The sequence below is a fragment of the Salmonella sp. 32031103-2018-00083-FB-01-SM-01 genome (assembly GCF_017571995.1).
GTDB lineage: Bacteria > Pseudomonadota > Gammaproteobacteria > Enterobacterales > Enterobacteriaceae > Salmonella > Salmonella enterica.
Genome location: NZ_JAGEQL010000006.1, coordinates 173784 through 189048 on the forward strand (window position 1 = coordinate 173784; position 15265 = coordinate 189048).

16 protein-coding genes are annotated in these 15265 nt (G+C 53.2%); 10 read left to right on the forward strand and 6 right to left on the reverse strand.

Annotated elements, in window-relative coordinates; genetic code table 11:
• Window positions 1-79 precede the first annotated feature (79 nt).
• Complete coding sequence (locus J4614_RS17595; RefSeq protein ID WP_208293262.1) at window positions 80-841, forward strand: outer membrane protein OmpK; 762 nt, start codon at window positions 80-82, stop codon at window positions 839-841.
• A 61-nt stretch (window positions 842-902) separates the two neighbouring features.
• On the opposite strand, the gene J4614_RS17600 is transcribed toward J4614_RS17595, so the two are convergent.
• The gene (locus J4614_RS17600) at window positions 903-1829 is read right to left on the reverse strand and encodes a LysR family transcriptional regulator (protein WP_001109835.1); all 927 of its coding nucleotides are present in this window, start codon (window positions 1827-1829) and stop codon (window positions 903-905) included.
• An 89-nt stretch (window positions 1830-1918) separates the two neighbouring features.
• On the opposite strand from J4614_RS17600, the gene J4614_RS17605 reads away from it, so the two are divergent.
• Window positions 1919-2917: a bile acid:sodium symporter family protein gene (locus tag J4614_RS17605; RefSeq protein WP_000765569.1), complete on the forward strand. Its 999-nt coding sequence runs from the start codon at window positions 1919-1921 to the stop codon at window positions 2915-2917.
• Here J4614_RS17605 and J4614_RS17610 read toward each other — a convergent pair.
• From J4614_RS17610 to zipA, 3 genes are all read right to left on the reverse strand, one after another.
• A complete protein-coding gene (locus J4614_RS17610; RefSeq protein ID WP_001519708.1) occupies window positions 2914-3132 on the reverse strand; it encodes a DUF3820 family protein in 219 nt (72 codons plus the stop codon). The genes J4614_RS17605 and J4614_RS17610 overlap by 4 nt on opposite strands.
• Window position 3133: 1 nt before the next feature.
• Window positions 3134-5149 (reverse strand): NAD-dependent DNA ligase LigA, encoded by a 2016-nt coding sequence (gene ligA / locus J4614_RS17615; RefSeq protein ID WP_000433282.1) that lies wholly within the window; start codon window positions 5147-5149, stop codon window positions 3134-3136.
• A 71-nt stretch (window positions 5150-5220) separates the two neighbouring features.
• Window positions 5221-6207: a cell division protein ZipA gene (gene zipA / locus J4614_RS17620; protein WP_000983114.1), complete on the reverse strand. Its 987-nt coding sequence runs from the start codon at window positions 6205-6207 to the stop codon at window positions 5221-5223.
• A gap of 231 nt (window positions 6208-6438) precedes the next feature.
• Between zipA and cysZ the strand changes: the two genes are divergently transcribed.
• The 5 genes from cysZ (at window position 6439) to crr (ending at window position 11449) form a co-directional block, all read left to right on the forward strand.
• Window positions 6439-7200, forward strand: a complete 762-nt coding sequence (gene cysZ, locus J4614_RS17625; protein ID WP_000255004.1) for a sulfate transporter CysZ — start codon at window positions 6439-6441, stop codon at window positions 7198-7200.
• A 310-nt stretch (window positions 7201-7510) separates the two neighbouring features.
• On the forward strand, window positions 7511-8482 hold the full coding sequence (cysK, locus tag J4614_RS17630) for a cysteine synthase A (RefSeq protein ID WP_000036904.1): 972 nt from the start codon (window positions 7511-7513) through the stop codon (window positions 8480-8482).
• Between the two features lie 383 nt (window positions 8483-8865).
• Window positions 8866-9123 carry a phosphocarrier protein Hpr gene (gene ptsH, locus J4614_RS17635; RefSeq protein WP_000487600.1) on the forward strand — a complete coding sequence of 86 codons (258 nt, stop codon included), beginning with the start codon at window positions 8866-8868 and terminating at the stop codon, window positions 9121-9123.
• A 48-nt stretch (window positions 9124-9171) separates the two neighbouring features.
• Complete coding sequence (gene ptsI / locus J4614_RS17640) at window positions 9172-10899, forward strand: phosphoenolpyruvate-protein phosphotransferase PtsI (RefSeq protein ID WP_000623114.1); 1728 nt, start codon at window positions 9172-9174, stop codon at window positions 10897-10899.
• A 40-nt stretch (window positions 10900-10939) separates the two neighbouring features.
• Window positions 10940-11449, forward strand: a complete 510-nt coding sequence (crr, locus tag J4614_RS17645; RefSeq protein WP_000522253.1) for a PTS glucose transporter subunit IIA — start codon at window positions 10940-10942, stop codon at window positions 11447-11449.
• A 163-nt stretch (window positions 11450-11612) separates the two neighbouring features.
• On the opposite strand, the gene J4614_RS17650 is transcribed toward crr, so the two are convergent.
• Window positions 11613-11852 carry a hypothetical protein gene (locus J4614_RS17650; protein WP_000844541.1) on the reverse strand — a complete coding sequence of 80 codons (240 nt, stop codon included), beginning with the start codon at window positions 11850-11852 and terminating at the stop codon, window positions 11613-11615.
• Window positions 11849-12715 (reverse strand): pyridoxine/pyridoxal/pyridoxamine kinase, encoded by an 867-nt coding sequence (gene pdxK / locus J4614_RS17655; protein WP_023214282.1) that lies wholly within the window; start codon window positions 12713-12715, stop codon window positions 11849-11851. The genes J4614_RS17650 and pdxK overlap by 4 nt, the downstream gene beginning before the upstream one ends.
• 82 nt (window positions 12716-12797) lie before the next feature.
• Here pdxK and ptsJ point away from each other — a divergent pair, with 82 nt between their 5' ends.
• Genes ptsJ through J4614_RS17670 form a run of 3 tightly spaced genes read left to right on the forward strand, consistent with a single transcriptional unit; the run spans window position 12798 to window position 15257 of the window.
• Entirely contained in the window at window positions 12798-14090 is a 1293-nt protein-coding gene (gene ptsJ, locus J4614_RS17660) for a transcriptional regulator PtsJ (protein WP_208293263.1), read from the forward strand.
• Window positions 14091-14104: 14 nt separating this feature from the next.
• Window positions 14105-14824 carry a type 1 glutamine amidotransferase gene (locus tag J4614_RS17665; RefSeq protein WP_208293264.1) on the forward strand — a complete coding sequence of 240 codons (720 nt, stop codon included), beginning with the start codon at window positions 14105-14107 and terminating at the stop codon, window positions 14822-14824.
• 58 nt (window positions 14825-14882) lie between these two features.
• Complete coding sequence (locus J4614_RS17670; RefSeq protein ID WP_208293265.1) at window positions 14883-15257, forward strand: YfeK family protein; 375 nt, start codon at window positions 14883-14885, stop codon at window positions 15255-15257.
• Window positions 15258-15265: the final 8 nt, after the last annotated feature.

Sequence of the window (15265 nt, forward strand, 5' to 3'; positions counted from 1 at the left end):
ACAATATGCCGCTTTCATATTTATAAATTGCCTCTTTTTAATTAACCCATTAATAATTATTGGCATAGGAAAATATGCTATGAAAAAAATTCTTACTCTGACGCTTTCTTCTTTACTCATTATTCCCACACTCACCCATGCGGAATTTAAAGGCGGGTTCGCCGATATCGGCCTCCATTACCTCGACTGGACATCAGACACCACGGAAAAAACCAGTAAAAAATCTCATAAAGATGATTTTGGGTACCTGGAACTGGAAGGCGGAGCGAATTTTAGCTGGGGAGAAATGTACGGTTTTTTCGACTGGGAAAATTTTTACAATGGCCGCCACGCTAAACCCGGCAGCGAACAGCGTTACACCTTTAAAAATACTAACCGTATTTATCTGGGCGATACAGGATTAAACCTCTATCTCCATGCCTACGGGACGTACGGTTCACCTCATCGCGCTAATTTCCATGATGACATGTTTCTCTATGGTTTAGGCTATAACTTCACAGGTAACGGTTACTGGTTTAAACCCTTCTTTGCCAAACGTTATACCGATCAGACCTACTACACAGGCGATAATGGTTATGTATTAGGTTGGGTGGCCGGCTATAGCTTCTCGTTGGGTAGTGAGAAATTCAGCGTAACGAACTGGAATGAGTATGAGTTTGACCGCGATGCGTCCTACGCTGCGGGCAATGGCGGGAAAGATGGCATTAATGGCGCAGTAGCGCTGTGGTGGAATGCGACTACTCACCTGACCGCAGGAGTACAATATCGTTACGCTGATAATAAGTTAGGAGAATCCTTCCTGCAGGATGGCATTATTTATTCCATCAAATACCTGTTTTAATACACTGCCCTGTCAAAAATGGCAGGGCAAGACCGCACCTCACGCACGGACAGATAGATATTTATAGCTGATACAACGGATCTTTCGCCCTCGCGGCGGTTAATTCGCTGGCCTGGGTGCGTACTACATCCCATAACGCCTGCGCCGCGGTGGATAAAGAACGGTTTTTTCGCCGCGCCAGCATGAGCTGCCTTTCAACTACGGGCGTCAGCCGTTTAACCTGTAAGTGGCTGCCCTGCGGGAGCGGTAACGCCAGCGCGGGCAGTACGCTGATGCCGATTCCCGCTTCCACCATTGGAAAAAGCGTGGCCGGGTGACCAATCTCCTGAACAATATTGGCATCAATCGAAAAGTGGGCCAGCGCCGCATCAATCAGCGGTCGACTGCCGGAAGCATAATCCTGTAAGACCAGCGACGCCTGTTTAAGATCCTGCCAGCTTACCCATTCCTGATGCGCCAGCGGATGATCCTGGCGACACAACAGTAAAAAAGGCTCTGATAAGATGGCTTCACACTGTAAATCCACCGCTGCGCCAGGATCGATAACGATGCCAAAATCCACTTCTCCCTGGCGGATACTCTCCAGCACCCACTGCTGCGGACGATCGTGCAATACAAAATCAATAGCGGGATAAAGTGAATTACTTTGGGCAATGCATTGCGGAATAAGATGCGCAGAAATGGTTTGGCTCGCGGCAACGCGCACGGTGCCGGTTAATTGTGTCCCTACTCTGCCTGCATCGCGCAGTATGCTGTTCAGTTCATCAAGCACCCGCTCCAGACGCGTCGCCAGTTGTTGCCCCGCCTCGGTCAGCACCACCTCACGCGTAGTGCGATCCAGCAGTCTGACGCCGGTTTGCCGCTCCAGCTCTTTTACGCTATGACTGACCGCAGACTGGCTCAGTCCAATCCTGTCCCCTGCCCGACTAAAACTTTTGGCCTGGGCGACGGTAATAAAAATACGCAGTTGACGCAGTGAATAGTTCATCGACTAAATTCATATATAGATGCAATAAATCAATTTTATTTCTCAAAGCGAAAAACGCAAAATAGCTGCACCGACTTTCAGGAGTTTTTATGAAACTTTTTCGTATCCTTGACCCTTTCACGCTGACACTTATCACCGTGGTACTGCTGGCCTCTTTTTTCCCGGCGGAAGGTGGCTTTGTGCCTGTCGTTGAAGGCATTACGACAGCGGCCATCGCTCTGCTGTTTTTTATGCATGGCGCGAAGCTTTCGCGTGAAGCGATCATCGCTGGCGGCAGCCACTGGCGGTTGCATCTGTGGGTCATGTGCAGCACTTTTGTGCTCTTTCCTGTCCTCGGCGTACTGTTTGCCTGGTGGGCGCCTGTCAATGTCGACCCTATGCTCTACAGCGGCTTTCTGTATCTGTGTATTTTGCCCGCCACCGTGCAGTCTGCGATTGCGTTTACTTCACTCGCGGGCGGTAACGTCGCGGCCGCGGTGTGCTCAGCGTCTGCGTCCAGTCTGCTGGGCATTTTCCTGTCGCCGCTGCTGGTCGGTCTGGTAATGAATATTCATGGCGCGCAGGGCAGTCTGGAAGAGGTGGGCAAAATTATGCTGCAACTGCTGCTGCCTTTTGTGCTGGGACACCTGTCTCGCCCGTGGATCGGCAACTGGGTCGCGCGCAACAAAAAGTGGATCGCGAAAACGGATCAGACCTCTATTCTGCTGGTGGTCTACTCGGCGTTCAGCGAAGCGGTGGTCAACGGCATCTGGCACAAAGTCGGCTGGGGATCGCTGCTGTTTATCGTCGTGGTCAGCCTCATACTGTTGGCGATCGTCATCGCTATTAACGTCTTTGTCGCCCGTAAATGCGGCTTCAATAAAGCCGACGAAATCACTATTGTTTTCTGCGGTTCGAAAAAAAGCCTGGCCAACGGGATCCCGATGGCCAATATTCTTTTTCCGACGTCAGTGCTGGGTATGATGGTATTACCGCTGATGATCTTCCACCAGATCCAACTGATGGTCTGCGCAGGGCTGGCGCGGCGCTACAAACGCCAGACCGAGAAGTTACAGGCGCAGCAGGAAAGCCGCGCCGCGAAAGCTTAAAGCGGGCGTTTCAGGGGCTGTACCAGTTGCGTCAGCCCCTCGGTTTTAATCAGCAGAGTGATTTGCATCAACTCCCCCAGTTTACCCGCCGGAAATTGATCTTTACGGGCAAACCACAGCAAATACTCTTCCGGAAGGTCGATCAATCGACGTCCCTGATATTTGCCGAACGGCATCACGGTGTTGGCGATTTCAACCAGCTGCTCTTTTTCCATCTCAGGCACCCAGTAAGCGGATCATTTCCGCTTCATCAATCACGGTAATACCCAGTTCCTGCGCTTTGGTCAGTTTGGAACCCGCCGCTTCACCGGCAATCACCAGATCGGTTTTCTTCGATACGCTGCCTGCCACTTTCGCGCCCAGCGCCACTAAACGCGCTTTAGCGTCATCGCGGGACATCTGGCTCAGGCTACCGGTTAGTACCACGGTTTTACCGGCAAACGGGCTATCGATCTCTTGCACATTAATGACTACCGGCGCGGGCCAGTGAACCCCTTCCGCCAGTAGCTGCCCAATCACGTCACGATTACTCTCTTCGGCAAAAAAGTTAAAGACGTGCGTAGCGACCACAATCCCCACGTCAGGTACTTTCTGCAACTCGTCAATGGTGGCGGCCTGCAGCGCCTCCAGCGTGCCGAAATAAGCCGCCAGCCCCGCCGCCGTCGCCTCACCCACTTCACGGATGCCCAGCGCATAGAGAAAACGCGCAAAGGTCGTCGCTTTGGCTTTTTCCAGCGCGTTTACAACATTTTGCGCGGACTTTGGCCCCATTCGGTCCAGGCCGGTCAGTTTACCCGCCGTCAGACGGAACAGATCCGCTGGCGTATGGACATACTCCCTTTCCACCAGTTGGTCGATGATCTTATCGCCCATCCCGTCTACATCCATCGCCCGGCGCGACACAAAATGTTTCAGCGACTCTTTACGCTGCGCGCCGCAAATCAGCCCGCCGGTACAACGGGTAACGGCTTCGCCTTCAACGCGCTCTACGTCCGATCCGCACACCGGACAGTGCGTTGGAAACACAATCGGACGCGTCTCTTCAGGGCGTTCGGACAGAACCACGTTGACCACCTGAGGGATCACATCTCCTGCCCGACGGATAACCACCTTATCGCCAATACGCAAGCCAAGCCGTTCAATTTCATCGGCATTATGCAACGTGGCATTGCTGACCAGCACACCAGCCACCTGAACCGGTTCCAGACGCGCCACCGGTGTAATCGCCCCGGTGCGCCCGACCTGAAACTCAACATCGCGCACAAAAGTCATCTGCTCCTGAGCAGGGAATTTAAACGCCACCGCCCAGCGCGGCGCGCGGGCCACAAAGCCCAGCTGTTCCTGCAAAGCCAGCGAGTTGACCTTAATCACCACGCCGTCGATATCAAAACCGAGCGTGGGGCGATCTTTTTCGACGTTGCGATAAAAATCCAGTACCGCCTGGGGAGAATCGCACAGCGTCACGCGATCGCTGACCGGTAACCCCCACGCTTTAAATTGCAGCAAACGTCCCAGATGCGTATCCGGCAACTCGCCGCCTTCCAGAATACCGACGCCGTAGCAGAAAAATGTTAGCGGTCGCTTCGCCGTAATACGTGGATCGAGCTGACGCAGCGAGCCCGCCGCCGCGTTACGCGGGTTAGCAAACACTTTGCCGCCAGTACGGCGCGCGTCTTCATTGATCTTTTCGAACCCGGCCTGCGGTAAAAATACCTCTCCGCGAACTTCAAGACGCGCCGGAATGTTATCGCCATGCAGCTTTAAAGGAATGGCGCGAATCGTGCGCACGTTTGAAGTGATATCTTCACCGGTGGTGCCGTCGCCACGCGTCGCAGCGCTCACCAGCACGCCGTTTTCATACAGAATGCTGACCGCCAGGCCATCCAGTTTTAGCTCGCAGCACCAGATGACATTTTCCGTGCTTTTTAGACGATCCTGCACTCGCTTGTTAAACGCCAGGAAGCTTTCTTCATCAAATACGTTATCGAGCGACAGCATCGGTACTTCATGGCGAATCTGGTTGAATGCCGTCAGCGGCGCCGCGCCAACGCGCTGCGTGGGCGAATCCGGCGTGATAAGGTCCGGACGTTGCGCCTCCAGCTCTCGTAGTTCCCGCATCAGGCGGTCATATTCGGCGTCGGGAATCTCCGGCGCATCCATCACATGATACAGATATTCATGATGGCGAAGCGTGGTTCGCAGTTCTGTCAGTTGTTGTTCGATTGGTTCCATATCACACCATCAATGATAAAAAACCCCCGACAGGCGGGGGTTACGTTAAAAATGTCACACCTGCGTTAACCTCAGGCGTTAGCGTCCATCACCTCGCGGATGCGGTCCTGATATTCGCGCAGTTTCTGCGGCGTCATCATCCGACGCTGGTCATCCAGCACAACGCCGCCGACCTCATCAGCGATATGCTGCGCGGATTGCAGCATCAGCTTGAAGTTCTGCAGCGCATCGCCGTAAGACGGAACCTGCATAAAGATAGTGACGCCAGGCGTAGTGAAGTCCGTCATTTCAGGATCAAACGTTCCCGGATTGACCATATTCGCGAGACTGAACAAGGCCGGGCCGCTGCCGTCCGGGCTCAAATGACGATGGAAAATATTCATATCGCCAAATTTAAAGCCTGACTGCTGAATACTGTTCAGTAACACTTCACCATTAAGCTCGCTGCCATGATGGGCCGCGACGTTCATAATGATGACCGCCTCTTTACGCTGCGGTTTTTCCACAACCGGCGCTTCTTCCACTACCGGTTCTGCCTCAACCACAGGTTCCGCAGGCTGGAAGGTTTGCGCTGATGGCGGCGGCGCGGGCTGCGCAACAGGCTGCGGCGCTTGCGACGGCGGTGCAGGCTGCTGTTGCGGCGGCTGTACCGGCGGCGCAGATGGCTGAACCTGCTGAGGCTGCGGCGCAGGTTGGACCGGTTGCTGAACCGGCTGTTGCATCGGCGCTTGCGGCTGCGGCGGCGCCGCTGGACGCGGTTGCGCAGACGCATAAGGCGGCTGGTACTGGTGTTGCGGCGACTGACGAGGGGCATCATGCTCCTGCGGCTGGCCGGGGGCATGATTTACGCGGTGAACACGAACTTCACCCACGCCTTCGTCTTCTTCAACATCGTCGTCATACGAGTCGTCGTCGCGTTTCGATTTCATGCGTTTTAGTGGACGATCGCGGAACATAGAAGATCGTTCTTTACGGCTGGTCCAGAAACCATGTACCAGTAAAGCGATTATGGCGATCGCGCCAACAATGATTAATATCAGACGCAAATCCTGCATCATTATATTCTCTGTTGTTCTAACACCTTGCCACCACGGCAAACATTTACTCACTAAGAGTATTTGCCGATTACGTCAAGTGCAAGTGTACTGTTGGCTTTCGCAGCATAAAGATGAAGGAAAATGTACTTTTTGCTGTTTTTTCGAACATTTCCGAACTATCCACCGTCTGATAACCGGGTAAGATATCCCACGTTTACCCAGGGCTTTAAGAAAAAGGAGTATGTCCTGCATATGGTTTCATCATCCACAACCGTACCACATAGCGGCGTCTATTATTTCTCGCAAGGATGGAAGTTAGTCACCCTACCGGGAATCCGCCGCTTTGTTATTTTACCTTTGCTGGTCAACATTGTGCTGATGGGCGGCGCATTTTGGTGGCTGTTTACCCAGCTTGACGCCTGGATACCTTCGTTGATGAGTCATGTGCCGGACTGGCTGCAATGGCTGAGCTATCTGCTGTGGCCGATTGCGGTTATTTCTGTTCTGCTGGTCTTTGGCTATTTTTTCTCTACCCTCGCCAACTGGATCGCCGCGCCGTTTAACGGCCTTTTAGCCGAACAGCTTGAGGCGCGGTTAACCGGCGCCACGCCGCCAGATACCGGCATACTCGGCATCATGAAAGATGTACCGCGCATTATGAAACGTGAATGGCAAAAGCTGGCGTGGTATCTGCCGCGTGCTATTGTGCTGCTGGTTCTCTATTTTATTCCTGGCATTGGCCAAACCATCGCGCCGGTGCTGTGGTTTTTGTTCAGCGCCTGGATGCTGGCGATCCAGTATTGCGACTACCCGTTTGATAACCACAAAGTGCCGTTTAAAACGATGCGCGCCGCGTTGCGCACGCAGAAGGTGGCGAATATGCAATTTGGCGCGCTCACCAGCCTCTTTACGATGATTCCAGTGCTTAACCTTTTCATTATGCCTGTCGCCGTCTGTGGCGCGACGGCAATGTGGGTTGATTGCTGGCGTGCTAAACACGCGTTATGGAAATAACGTAAAATGTATAAATAAGAGATGGCTTAGAGCCTATCCCACCAGGCGTTATTGGCGCAGCCAGTTTGGACACGGACAGCGCGCAAAAACCGGAGCGTACACGTAGTACGTGAGGATTTTGAGCACTGCCCAGGACCAAAATGGCAAGTAAAATAGCCCTAATGGGATAGGCTCTTATGCTGTCTCTTATTCTATACTGATAACCATTATTTCCCATCAGCATATAGATATGCGAAATCTTTACTTCCCCATATCTGGCTGGAAGGTATGCTGGGAAGGTATCCCAATTTCATACAGTTAAGGACAGGCCATGAGTAAGATTTATGAAGATAACTCGCTGACTATCGGTCATACGCCGCTGGTTCGACTGAACCGTATCGGTAATGGACGCATTCTGGCGAAGGTGGAGTCGCGCAACCCGAGCTTCAGCGTCAAGTGCCGTATCGGCGCCAATATGATTTGGGATGCCGAAAAGCGTGGCGTACTGAAACCTGGCGTGGAACTGGTGGAGCCGACCAGCGGCAACACCGGTATTGCGCTGGCGTATGTCGCCGCCGCGCGCGGTTACAAACTCACCCTGACCATGCCGGAGACCATGAGCATTGAACGCCGCAAGCTACTCAAAGCATTAGGCGCGAATCTGGTGCTGACCGAAGGGGCGAAAGGGATGAAAGGCGCTATTCAGAAAGCCGAAGAAATTGTCGCCAGCGATCCGCAAAAATATCTCCTGCTCCAGCAGTTCAGCAACCCTGCCAACCCGGAAATCCATGAAAAAACTACCGGCCCGGAAATCTGGGAAGACACCGATGGTCAGGTGGATGTGTTTATCTCCGGCGTCGGCACTGGCGGTACGTTAACCGGCGTCACGCGTTATATCAAAGGGACGAAGGGTAAAACCGATCTTATCACCGTTGCGGTAGAACCCACTGACTCCCCGGTTATCGCCCAGGCGCTGGCTGGTGAAGAGATCAAACCAGGCCCGCATAAAATTCAGGGCATCGGCGCAGGCTTCATCCCGGGCAACCTGGATCTGAAACTGATTGATAAAGTGGTTGGCATCACCAATGAAGAAGCTATTTCTACCGCGCGCCGTCTGATGGAAGAGGAAGGTATTCTGGCAGGAATTTCTTCCGGCGCCGCGGTTGCTGCAGCGCTTAAGCTGCAGGAAGATGAAAGCTTTACCAATAAGAATATTGTGGTTATCCTACCTTCATCGGGTGAGCGTTATCTGAGCACCGCGTTGTTCGCCGATCTCTTTACTGAGAAAGAACTGCAACAGTGATGCCAGCATGTTAAAAACGCGTAAAAAAGCACCTTTTTGGGTGCTTTTTTGTGGCCTGCTTCAAACTTTCACCTCACCTGGCATTGATTCACCCTGCCGGAACTGGTATTTAACCAGACTAATTATTTTGATGCGCGAAATTAATCGTTACAGGAAAAGCGTTAGCTGAATCGATTTTATGATTTGGTTCAAATCTTCCTTTCGCGGCATAATGTTTAATGACGAGCGAAACGTCAGCGGCCATAAGTTGCCAGCAACGGATTGCGTAGAACACCTTTTGTGTCGCGTCCCGTTTACGCCGGCGCTAACAATACAGGCTAAAGTTGAGCCGCCAGGCTAGACTTTAGTTCCACAACACTAAACCTATAAGTTGGGGAAATACAATGTTCCAGCAAGAAGTTACCATTACCGCTCCGAACGGTCTGCACACCCGCCCTGCTGCTCAGTTTGTTAAAGAAGCAAAAGGCTTCACTTCTGAGATTACTGTGACTTCCAACGGCAAAAGCGCCAGCGCGAAAAGCCTGTTTAAACTGCAGACTCTGGGCCTGACTCAAGGCACCGTCGTCACCATCTCCGCAGAAGGTGAAGATGAGCAGAAAGCGGTTGAACATCTGGTCAAACTGATGGCGGAACTCGAGTAAGTTTTTTTCCGGGTTCTTTTAAAAATCAGTCACAAGTAAGGTAGGGTTATGATTTCAGGCATTTTAGCATCCCCGGGTATCGCTTTCGGCAAAGCACTGCTGCTGAAAGAAGACGAAATCGTCATTGACCGGAAAAAAATTTCTGCCGACAAGGTTGATCAGGAAGTTGAACGTTTTCTGAGCGGTCGTGCCAAGGCATCTGCGCAACTGGAAGCGATCAAGACAAAAGCTGGTGAAACGTTCGGTGAAGAAAAAGAAGCCATCTTTGAAGGGCATATTATGCTGCTCGAAGATGAGGAGCTGGAGCAGGAAATCATAGCCCTGATTAAAGATAAGCACATGACGGCTGACGCAGCCGCACATGAAGTTATCGAAGGTCAGGCCACTGCCCTGGAAGAACTGGATGATGAATACCTGAAAGAGCGCGCGGCTGACGTACGTGATATCGGTAAGCGCCTGCTGCGCAACATCCTGGGTCTGGCCATTATCGATCTGAGCGCGATTCAGGAAGAAGTTATCCTGGTTGCCGCTGACCTGACGCCGTCAGAAACCGCGCAGTTGAACCTGCAGAAAGTGCTGGGCTTCATCACCGACGCGGGCGGACGCACGTCTCATACCTCCATCATGGCGCGTTCTCTGGAACTGCCGGCGATCGTAGGTACCGGTAGCGTCACCGCTCAGGTGAAAAACGGCGACTATCTGATTCTGGATGCCGTAAACAACCAGGTTTACGTCAACCCGACCAATGATGTTATTGAGCAACTGCGCGCCGTCCAGGAGCAGGTTGCGACCGAGAAAGCGGAACTCGCAAAACTGAAAGATCTGCCGGCAATCACGCTGGATGGACATCAGGTTGAAGTTTGCGCCAACATCGGTACCGTTCGCGACGTTGAAGGCGCTGAGCGCAACGGCGCGGAAGGCGTTGGTCTGTATCGTACTGAATTCCTGTTCATGGATCGCGACGCGCTGCCGACGGAAGAAGAGCAGTTTGCCGCCTATAAAGCGGTCGCTGAAGCGTGCGGCTCGCAGGCGGTTATCGTCCGTACCATGGACATTGGCGGCGACAAAGAGCTGCCGTACATGAACTTCCCGAAAGAAGAGAACCCGTTCCTGGGCTGGCGCGCCGTGCGTATCGCCATGGATCGCAAAGAGATCCTGCGTGACCAGGTTCGCGCGATTCTGCGTGCCTCCGCTTTCGGTAAATTGCGCATTATGTTCCCGATGATCATCTCTGTTGAAGAAGTTCGCGCGCTGCGCAAAGAGATTGAAATCTACAAACAGGAACTGCGTGACGAAGGTAAAGCATTTGACGAAAGCATTGAGATTGGCGTGATGGTGGAAACACCGGCTGCGGCGACAATTGCGCGTCATTTAGCCAAAGAAGTTGATTTCTTTAGTATCGGCACCAATGATTTAACGCAGTACACCCTGGCAGTTGACCGTGGTAATGATATGATTTCACACCTTTACCAGCCAATGTCACCGTCCGTACTGAACTTGATCAAGCAAGTTATTGATGCTTCTCATGCAGAAGGTAAATGGACTGGCATGTGTGGTGAGCTTGCAGGCGACGAACGTGCTACACTTCTGTTGCTGGGGATGGGTCTGGACGAATTCTCTATGAGCGCCATTTCTATCCCGCGCATTAAGAAGATTATCCGTAACACGAACTTCGAAGATGCGAAGGTGTTAGCAGAGCAGGCTCTTGCTCAACCGACAACGGACGAGTTAATGACGCTGGTTAACAAGTTCATTGAAGAAAAAACAATCTGCTAATCCACGAGATGCGGCCCAATTTACTGCTTAGGAGAAGATCATGGGTTTGTTCGATAAACTAAAATCTCTGGTTTCTGATGATAAGAAAGACACCGGAACTATTGAGATTGTTGCCCCGCTCTCTGGCGAGATCGTCAACATCGAAGACGTGCCGGATGTAGTTTTTGCTGAAAAAATCGTTGGTGATGGCATCGCTATCAAACCAACCGGTAACAAAATGGTCGCCCCTGTTGACGGTACCATCGGCAAAATCTTTGAAACCAACCATGCGTTCTCTATCGAATCCGATAGCGGCATTGAGCTGTTCGTTCACTTCGGTATCGACACCGTTGAGCTGAAAGGCGAAGGCTTCAAGCGTATTGCTGAAGAAGGTCAGCGCGTGAAAGTTGGCGATCCGGTCATCGAGTTCGATCTGCCGTTGCTGGAAGAAAAAGCCAAGTCTACCCTGACTCCGGTTGTTATCTCCAACATGGATGAAATCAAAGAACTGATCAAACTGTCCGGTAGCGTGACCGTGGGTGAAACTCCGGTTATCCGCATTAAGAAGTAATTCTTGCCGCAGTGAAGAATGGCGCCTTTGGGCGCCATTTTTTTTGCCTGTAGGCCGGATAAGGCGCTTGCGCCGCCATCCGGCGATGGTGCGGCGCACTGCCTGATGGCGCTACGCTTATCAGGCCTACAAGGTTGCGAACATTTCAGCGCCAATCCACGGGTTACAACTGCGAGGTCACCGGGCGAAAGCACTTCTCGCGCATCAGGATCTTCATCCCATCCGGGCCACTCTCCAGCATCCTGCGTTCGGAATCGGACACTTGCAACTCGCACTGATAGCCGCCAGTGATACCAAACATCGCCCGCGCTACGCAAATATCTTCCAGCGCGTCCAGCCCGCTCGTTTCAAAATGCCCCACGATACGTCCCTGCTGGCGAACTACCAGCCGATAACTCTTCATCGCGCCTCCCCTGCCGGCGGCAGAATTAACTCATCACAGCCACACTGCTGTGTCCAGGTCATCACCTCCAGCACGCGCTGCGCCGCATCTTTTGCCGCGGTCGTCAGTTTTTTTCCCTGCACAATACCGCTGACCAGCTCGGCGCAAAAGAGATCTCCCGTCCCTTTTAACTCCGTCGCCACCCGCGGATGGGCAAAGACCTCCACGACCTGCGCGGTAACGACGGCAACCGTTATGGTCTCCAGAGATTCGCCCGGCGCGCTGGTGATAACCACCCATTTCAGCGTATCGGAAAGCAGCGATTGCGCCGCCGCCACCGCCTCTTCCAGCGTGCGGCACGGTTTACCACTCAGCATCTCCAGCTCAAATACGTTCGGCGTTAGCCCCTGCGCCTGCGGCAACAAATGTGTGCGATAAGCCTGCGGAATTTCCGCCTGCACATACATTCCACTGTCGGTATCGCCAATGACCGGATCAACAAGAATACACACCTCCGGATGCGAAGCCCGGATCGCCATTAGCCACTTCGAAAGCAAGACAATTTGGTCTGCGCTGCCCATGTAACCGGTGGTAATCGCTTTTAATTCACGTAGCGCATCGCGCTCATTCAACGCCGTAAGGTAGCCTGCAAACCACTCGGCGGGAATAATGCCGCCATAAAAGGTTTTATAGTGCGGCGTATTGCTGAACAGCACCGTCGGGACAGCCGCCACGCGTAATCCCTGCGCTTTAATGGCCGGAACAGCGATGCTGTTGCCTACGCTGCCGTACACGACCTGTGACTGGACGGCGACGATATCGGTCTGTAACGCCCGATGGTTGTCGTCGAAGAGCACTGACTGAATATCACTCTCTTGTCCCATAAAATTTTCCTCTCGCTGGACAGCAGGCTACCGCCTCATTATCATTGTCATATGCTAAAATTCATTTTGTCATAGGTCAATAATGATCGACGGAAAAACCGCTAACGAAATTTTTGACAGTATCCGTCAACACATTATTGCCGGCACGTTACGGGCAGAGGATTCGCTCCCGCCGGTACGGGAGCTGGCAAACGAATTAAAGGTGAACCGCAATACCGTCGCAGCGGCGTATAAACGGCTGATAACGGCGGGACTGGCGCAAAGTTTAGGCCGCAATGGGACGGTGATTAAAGGCAGTCCGTCTCCCGTAGCGCTGGAAGGCGGCGATCCGCATACGCCTCTGCACGACCTTTCCGGCGGCAATCCCGATCCGCAGCGTCTGCCTGACCTCAGCCATTATTTTGCCCGTCTCAACCGCACGCCGCATCTCTACGGCGATGCGCCCGTTTCCCCTGAACTACACGCCTGGGCGGCGCGCTGGCTACGGGATGCCACTCCCGTCGCAGGCGAAATTGATATCACCAGCGGAGCTATCGACGCTATCGAAAGACTGCTTTGCGCGCATCTGCTGCCGGGCGACAGCGTCGCGGTGGAAGATCCCTGTTTTTTAAGCAGTATCAATATGCTGCGCTATGCCGGTTTTAGCGCCAGCCCGGTCAGCGTAGATAGCGAAGGAATGCAGCCTGAAAAGCTGGAGCAGGCGCTAAATCAGGGCGCGCGGGCAGTGATCTTAACGCCGCGCGCACACAACCCTACCGGCTGTAGCCTGAGCGCTCGCCGCGCCGCTGCGCTGCAAAATATGCTGGCGCGTTACCCTCAGGTAGTGGTCATTATCGACGATCACTTCGCTCTACTTTCTTCGTCGCCCTGGCAGCCGGTTATTGCGCAGACAACGCAACACTGGGCGGTGATACGCTCCGTTTCCAAAGCCCTCGGCCCCGATTTACGTCTTGCTATTGTCGCCAGCGACAGCGCGACCTCGGCAAAACTTCGGCTGCGGCTAAATGCCGGTAGTCAGTGGGTCAGCCATCTGTTACAGGATCTGGTCTACGCCTGCCTGACCGACCCTGAGTATCAGCACAGGCTGGCGCAAACGCGGCTGTTTTACGCCACCCGGCAACAAAAACTGGCCCGCGCCCTACAGCAATATGGCATCGCCCTTTCTCCCGGCGACGGCGTGAATGCCTGGCTCCCGCTGGACACCCATAGCCAGGCTACCGCGTTTACGCTGGCAAAATCCGGCTGGCTGGTACGCGAGGGAGAAGCCTTTGGCGTAAGCGCGCCGTCTCACGGTCTACGTATCACGCTGTCGACATTAAATGACAGCGAGATCAACACGCTGGCGGCTGATATCCATCAGGCGCTAAATCGCTAACAGGAGAAAATAACGTGCGAGTTCATTTTGTTGTCCATGAGTCGTTTGAATCTGCTGGCGCTTATCTGAAATGGGCTGAAGATCGCGGTTATACCATTTCATGGTCGCGCGTCTATGTCGGAGAAGCGCTACCGCCCAATGCCGATGAGTTCGATATGCTCGTGGTATTTGGCGGTCCGCAGTCGCCGCGCACCACCCGCGAAGAGTGCCCGTACTTTGACTCTCGCGCCGAACAGCACTTAATTAATCAGGCGATTACGGCCCGGCGAATGGTTATCGGCATTTGTCTTGGTTCGCAGCTCATTGGCGAGGCGCTGGGCGCCGCTGTGTGCCAAAGTCCGGAAAAAGAGATTGGTCACTACCCTATTACGCTCACTGAAGCCGGTCTGCGGCATCCGCTTATCGCCCACTTTGGCTCCCCGTTAACCGTCGGCCACTGGCACAACGATATGCCAGGACTCACCGATCAGGCGACCGTGCTGGCCGAAAGCGAAGGCTGTCCACGTCAGATAGTGCAGTACGGCAATTTTGTCTACGGCTTCCAGTGTCATATGGAATTTACCGCTGAGGCGGTTGAAGGATTAATCCAACATTCGCAGCAGGAGCTGGCCGACGCGCAAGGGATGCGTTTTATCCGCTCGGTCGCCGAGATGCGCGCATGGGATTACCAGCAGATGAATGAAAAGCTGTGGCGTTTTCTGGATGAACTCACGCTGGCGCACTCACAGAAATAACCCCACCAGGAGTGCAACTTATTACCCGGCTAACGGTCTGAGGTGCAGTGATTATCGCATGAAAAAGGATTTTACCATGAAGAAAATTGTCTGCGCCGTCGTTGCGCTCCTGCTGACCCTACCCGCCTGGGCGAAGCTGAACGCCCATGAAGAAGCGCGTATTAACGCCATGCTGAATGCGCTGGCGCAGAAACAGGATCTGACATTCGTTCGTAACGGTGATGCGCATAACTGCGAGGAAGCCGTATCGCACCTGCGCTTAAAACTGGGTAACACGCGCAATCGTATCGACACCGCCGAACAGTTTATCGATAAAGTCGCGTCGTCGTCCATCACCGGAAAACCCTATATCGTTAAAATTCCTGGTAAAAGCGATGAAAACGCGCAGCCTTATTTACATGCGCTTATTGCGGAAACGGATAAAACGCTATAACACACGGG

Coding starts and splice junctions, on each gene's coding strand:
- cysK (WP_000036904.1), top strand. CDS start 7,511: ATGAGTAAGATTTATGAAGATAACTCGCTGACTATCGGTCATACGCCG.
- crr (WP_000522253.1), top strand. CDS start 10,940: ATGGGTTTGTTCGATAAACTAAAATCTCTGGTTTCTGATGATAAGAAA.
- pdxK (WP_023214282.1), bottom strand. CDS start 12,715: ATGGGACAAGAGAGTGATATTCAGTCAGTGCTCTTCGACGACAACCAT.
- J4614_RS17605 (WP_000765569.1), top strand. CDS start 1,919: ATGAAACTTTTTCGTATCCTTGACCCTTTCACGCTGACACTTATCACC.
- J4614_RS17610 (WP_001519708.1), bottom strand. CDS start 3,132: ATGGAAAAAGAGCAGCTGGTTGAAATCGCCAACACCGTGATGCCGTTC.
- cysZ (WP_000255004.1), top strand. CDS start 6,439: ATGGTTTCATCATCCACAACCGTACCACATAGCGGCGTCTATTATTTC.
- J4614_RS17670 (WP_208293265.1), top strand. CDS start 14,883: ATGAAAAAGGATTTTACCATGAAGAAAATTGTCTGCGCCGTCGTTGCG.
- zipA (WP_000983114.1), bottom strand. CDS start 6,207: ATGATGCAGGATTTGCGTCTGATATTAATCATTGTTGGCGCGATCGCC.
- ptsH (WP_000487600.1), top strand. CDS start 8,866: ATGTTCCAGCAAGAAGTTACCATTACCGCTCCGAACGGTCTGCACACC.
- ptsJ (WP_208293263.1), top strand. CDS start 12,798: ATGATCGACGGAAAAACCGCTAACGAAATTTTTGACAGTATCCGTCAA.
- J4614_RS17600 (WP_001109835.1), bottom strand. CDS start 1,829: ATGAACTATTCACTGCGTCAACTGCGTATTTTTATTACCGTCGCCCAG.
- ligA (WP_000433282.1), bottom strand. CDS start 5,149: ATGGAACCAATCGAACAACAACTGACAGAACTGCGAACCACGCTTCGC.
- J4614_RS17595 (WP_208293262.1), top strand. CDS start 80: ATGAAAAAAATTCTTACTCTGACGCTTTCTTCTTTACTCATTATTCCC.
- J4614_RS17650 (WP_000844541.1), bottom strand. CDS start 11,852: ATGAAGAGTTATCGGCTGGTAGTTCGCCAGCAGGGACGTATCGTGGGG.
- ptsI (WP_000623114.1), top strand. CDS start 9,172: ATGATTTCAGGCATTTTAGCATCCCCGGGTATCGCTTTCGGCAAAGCA.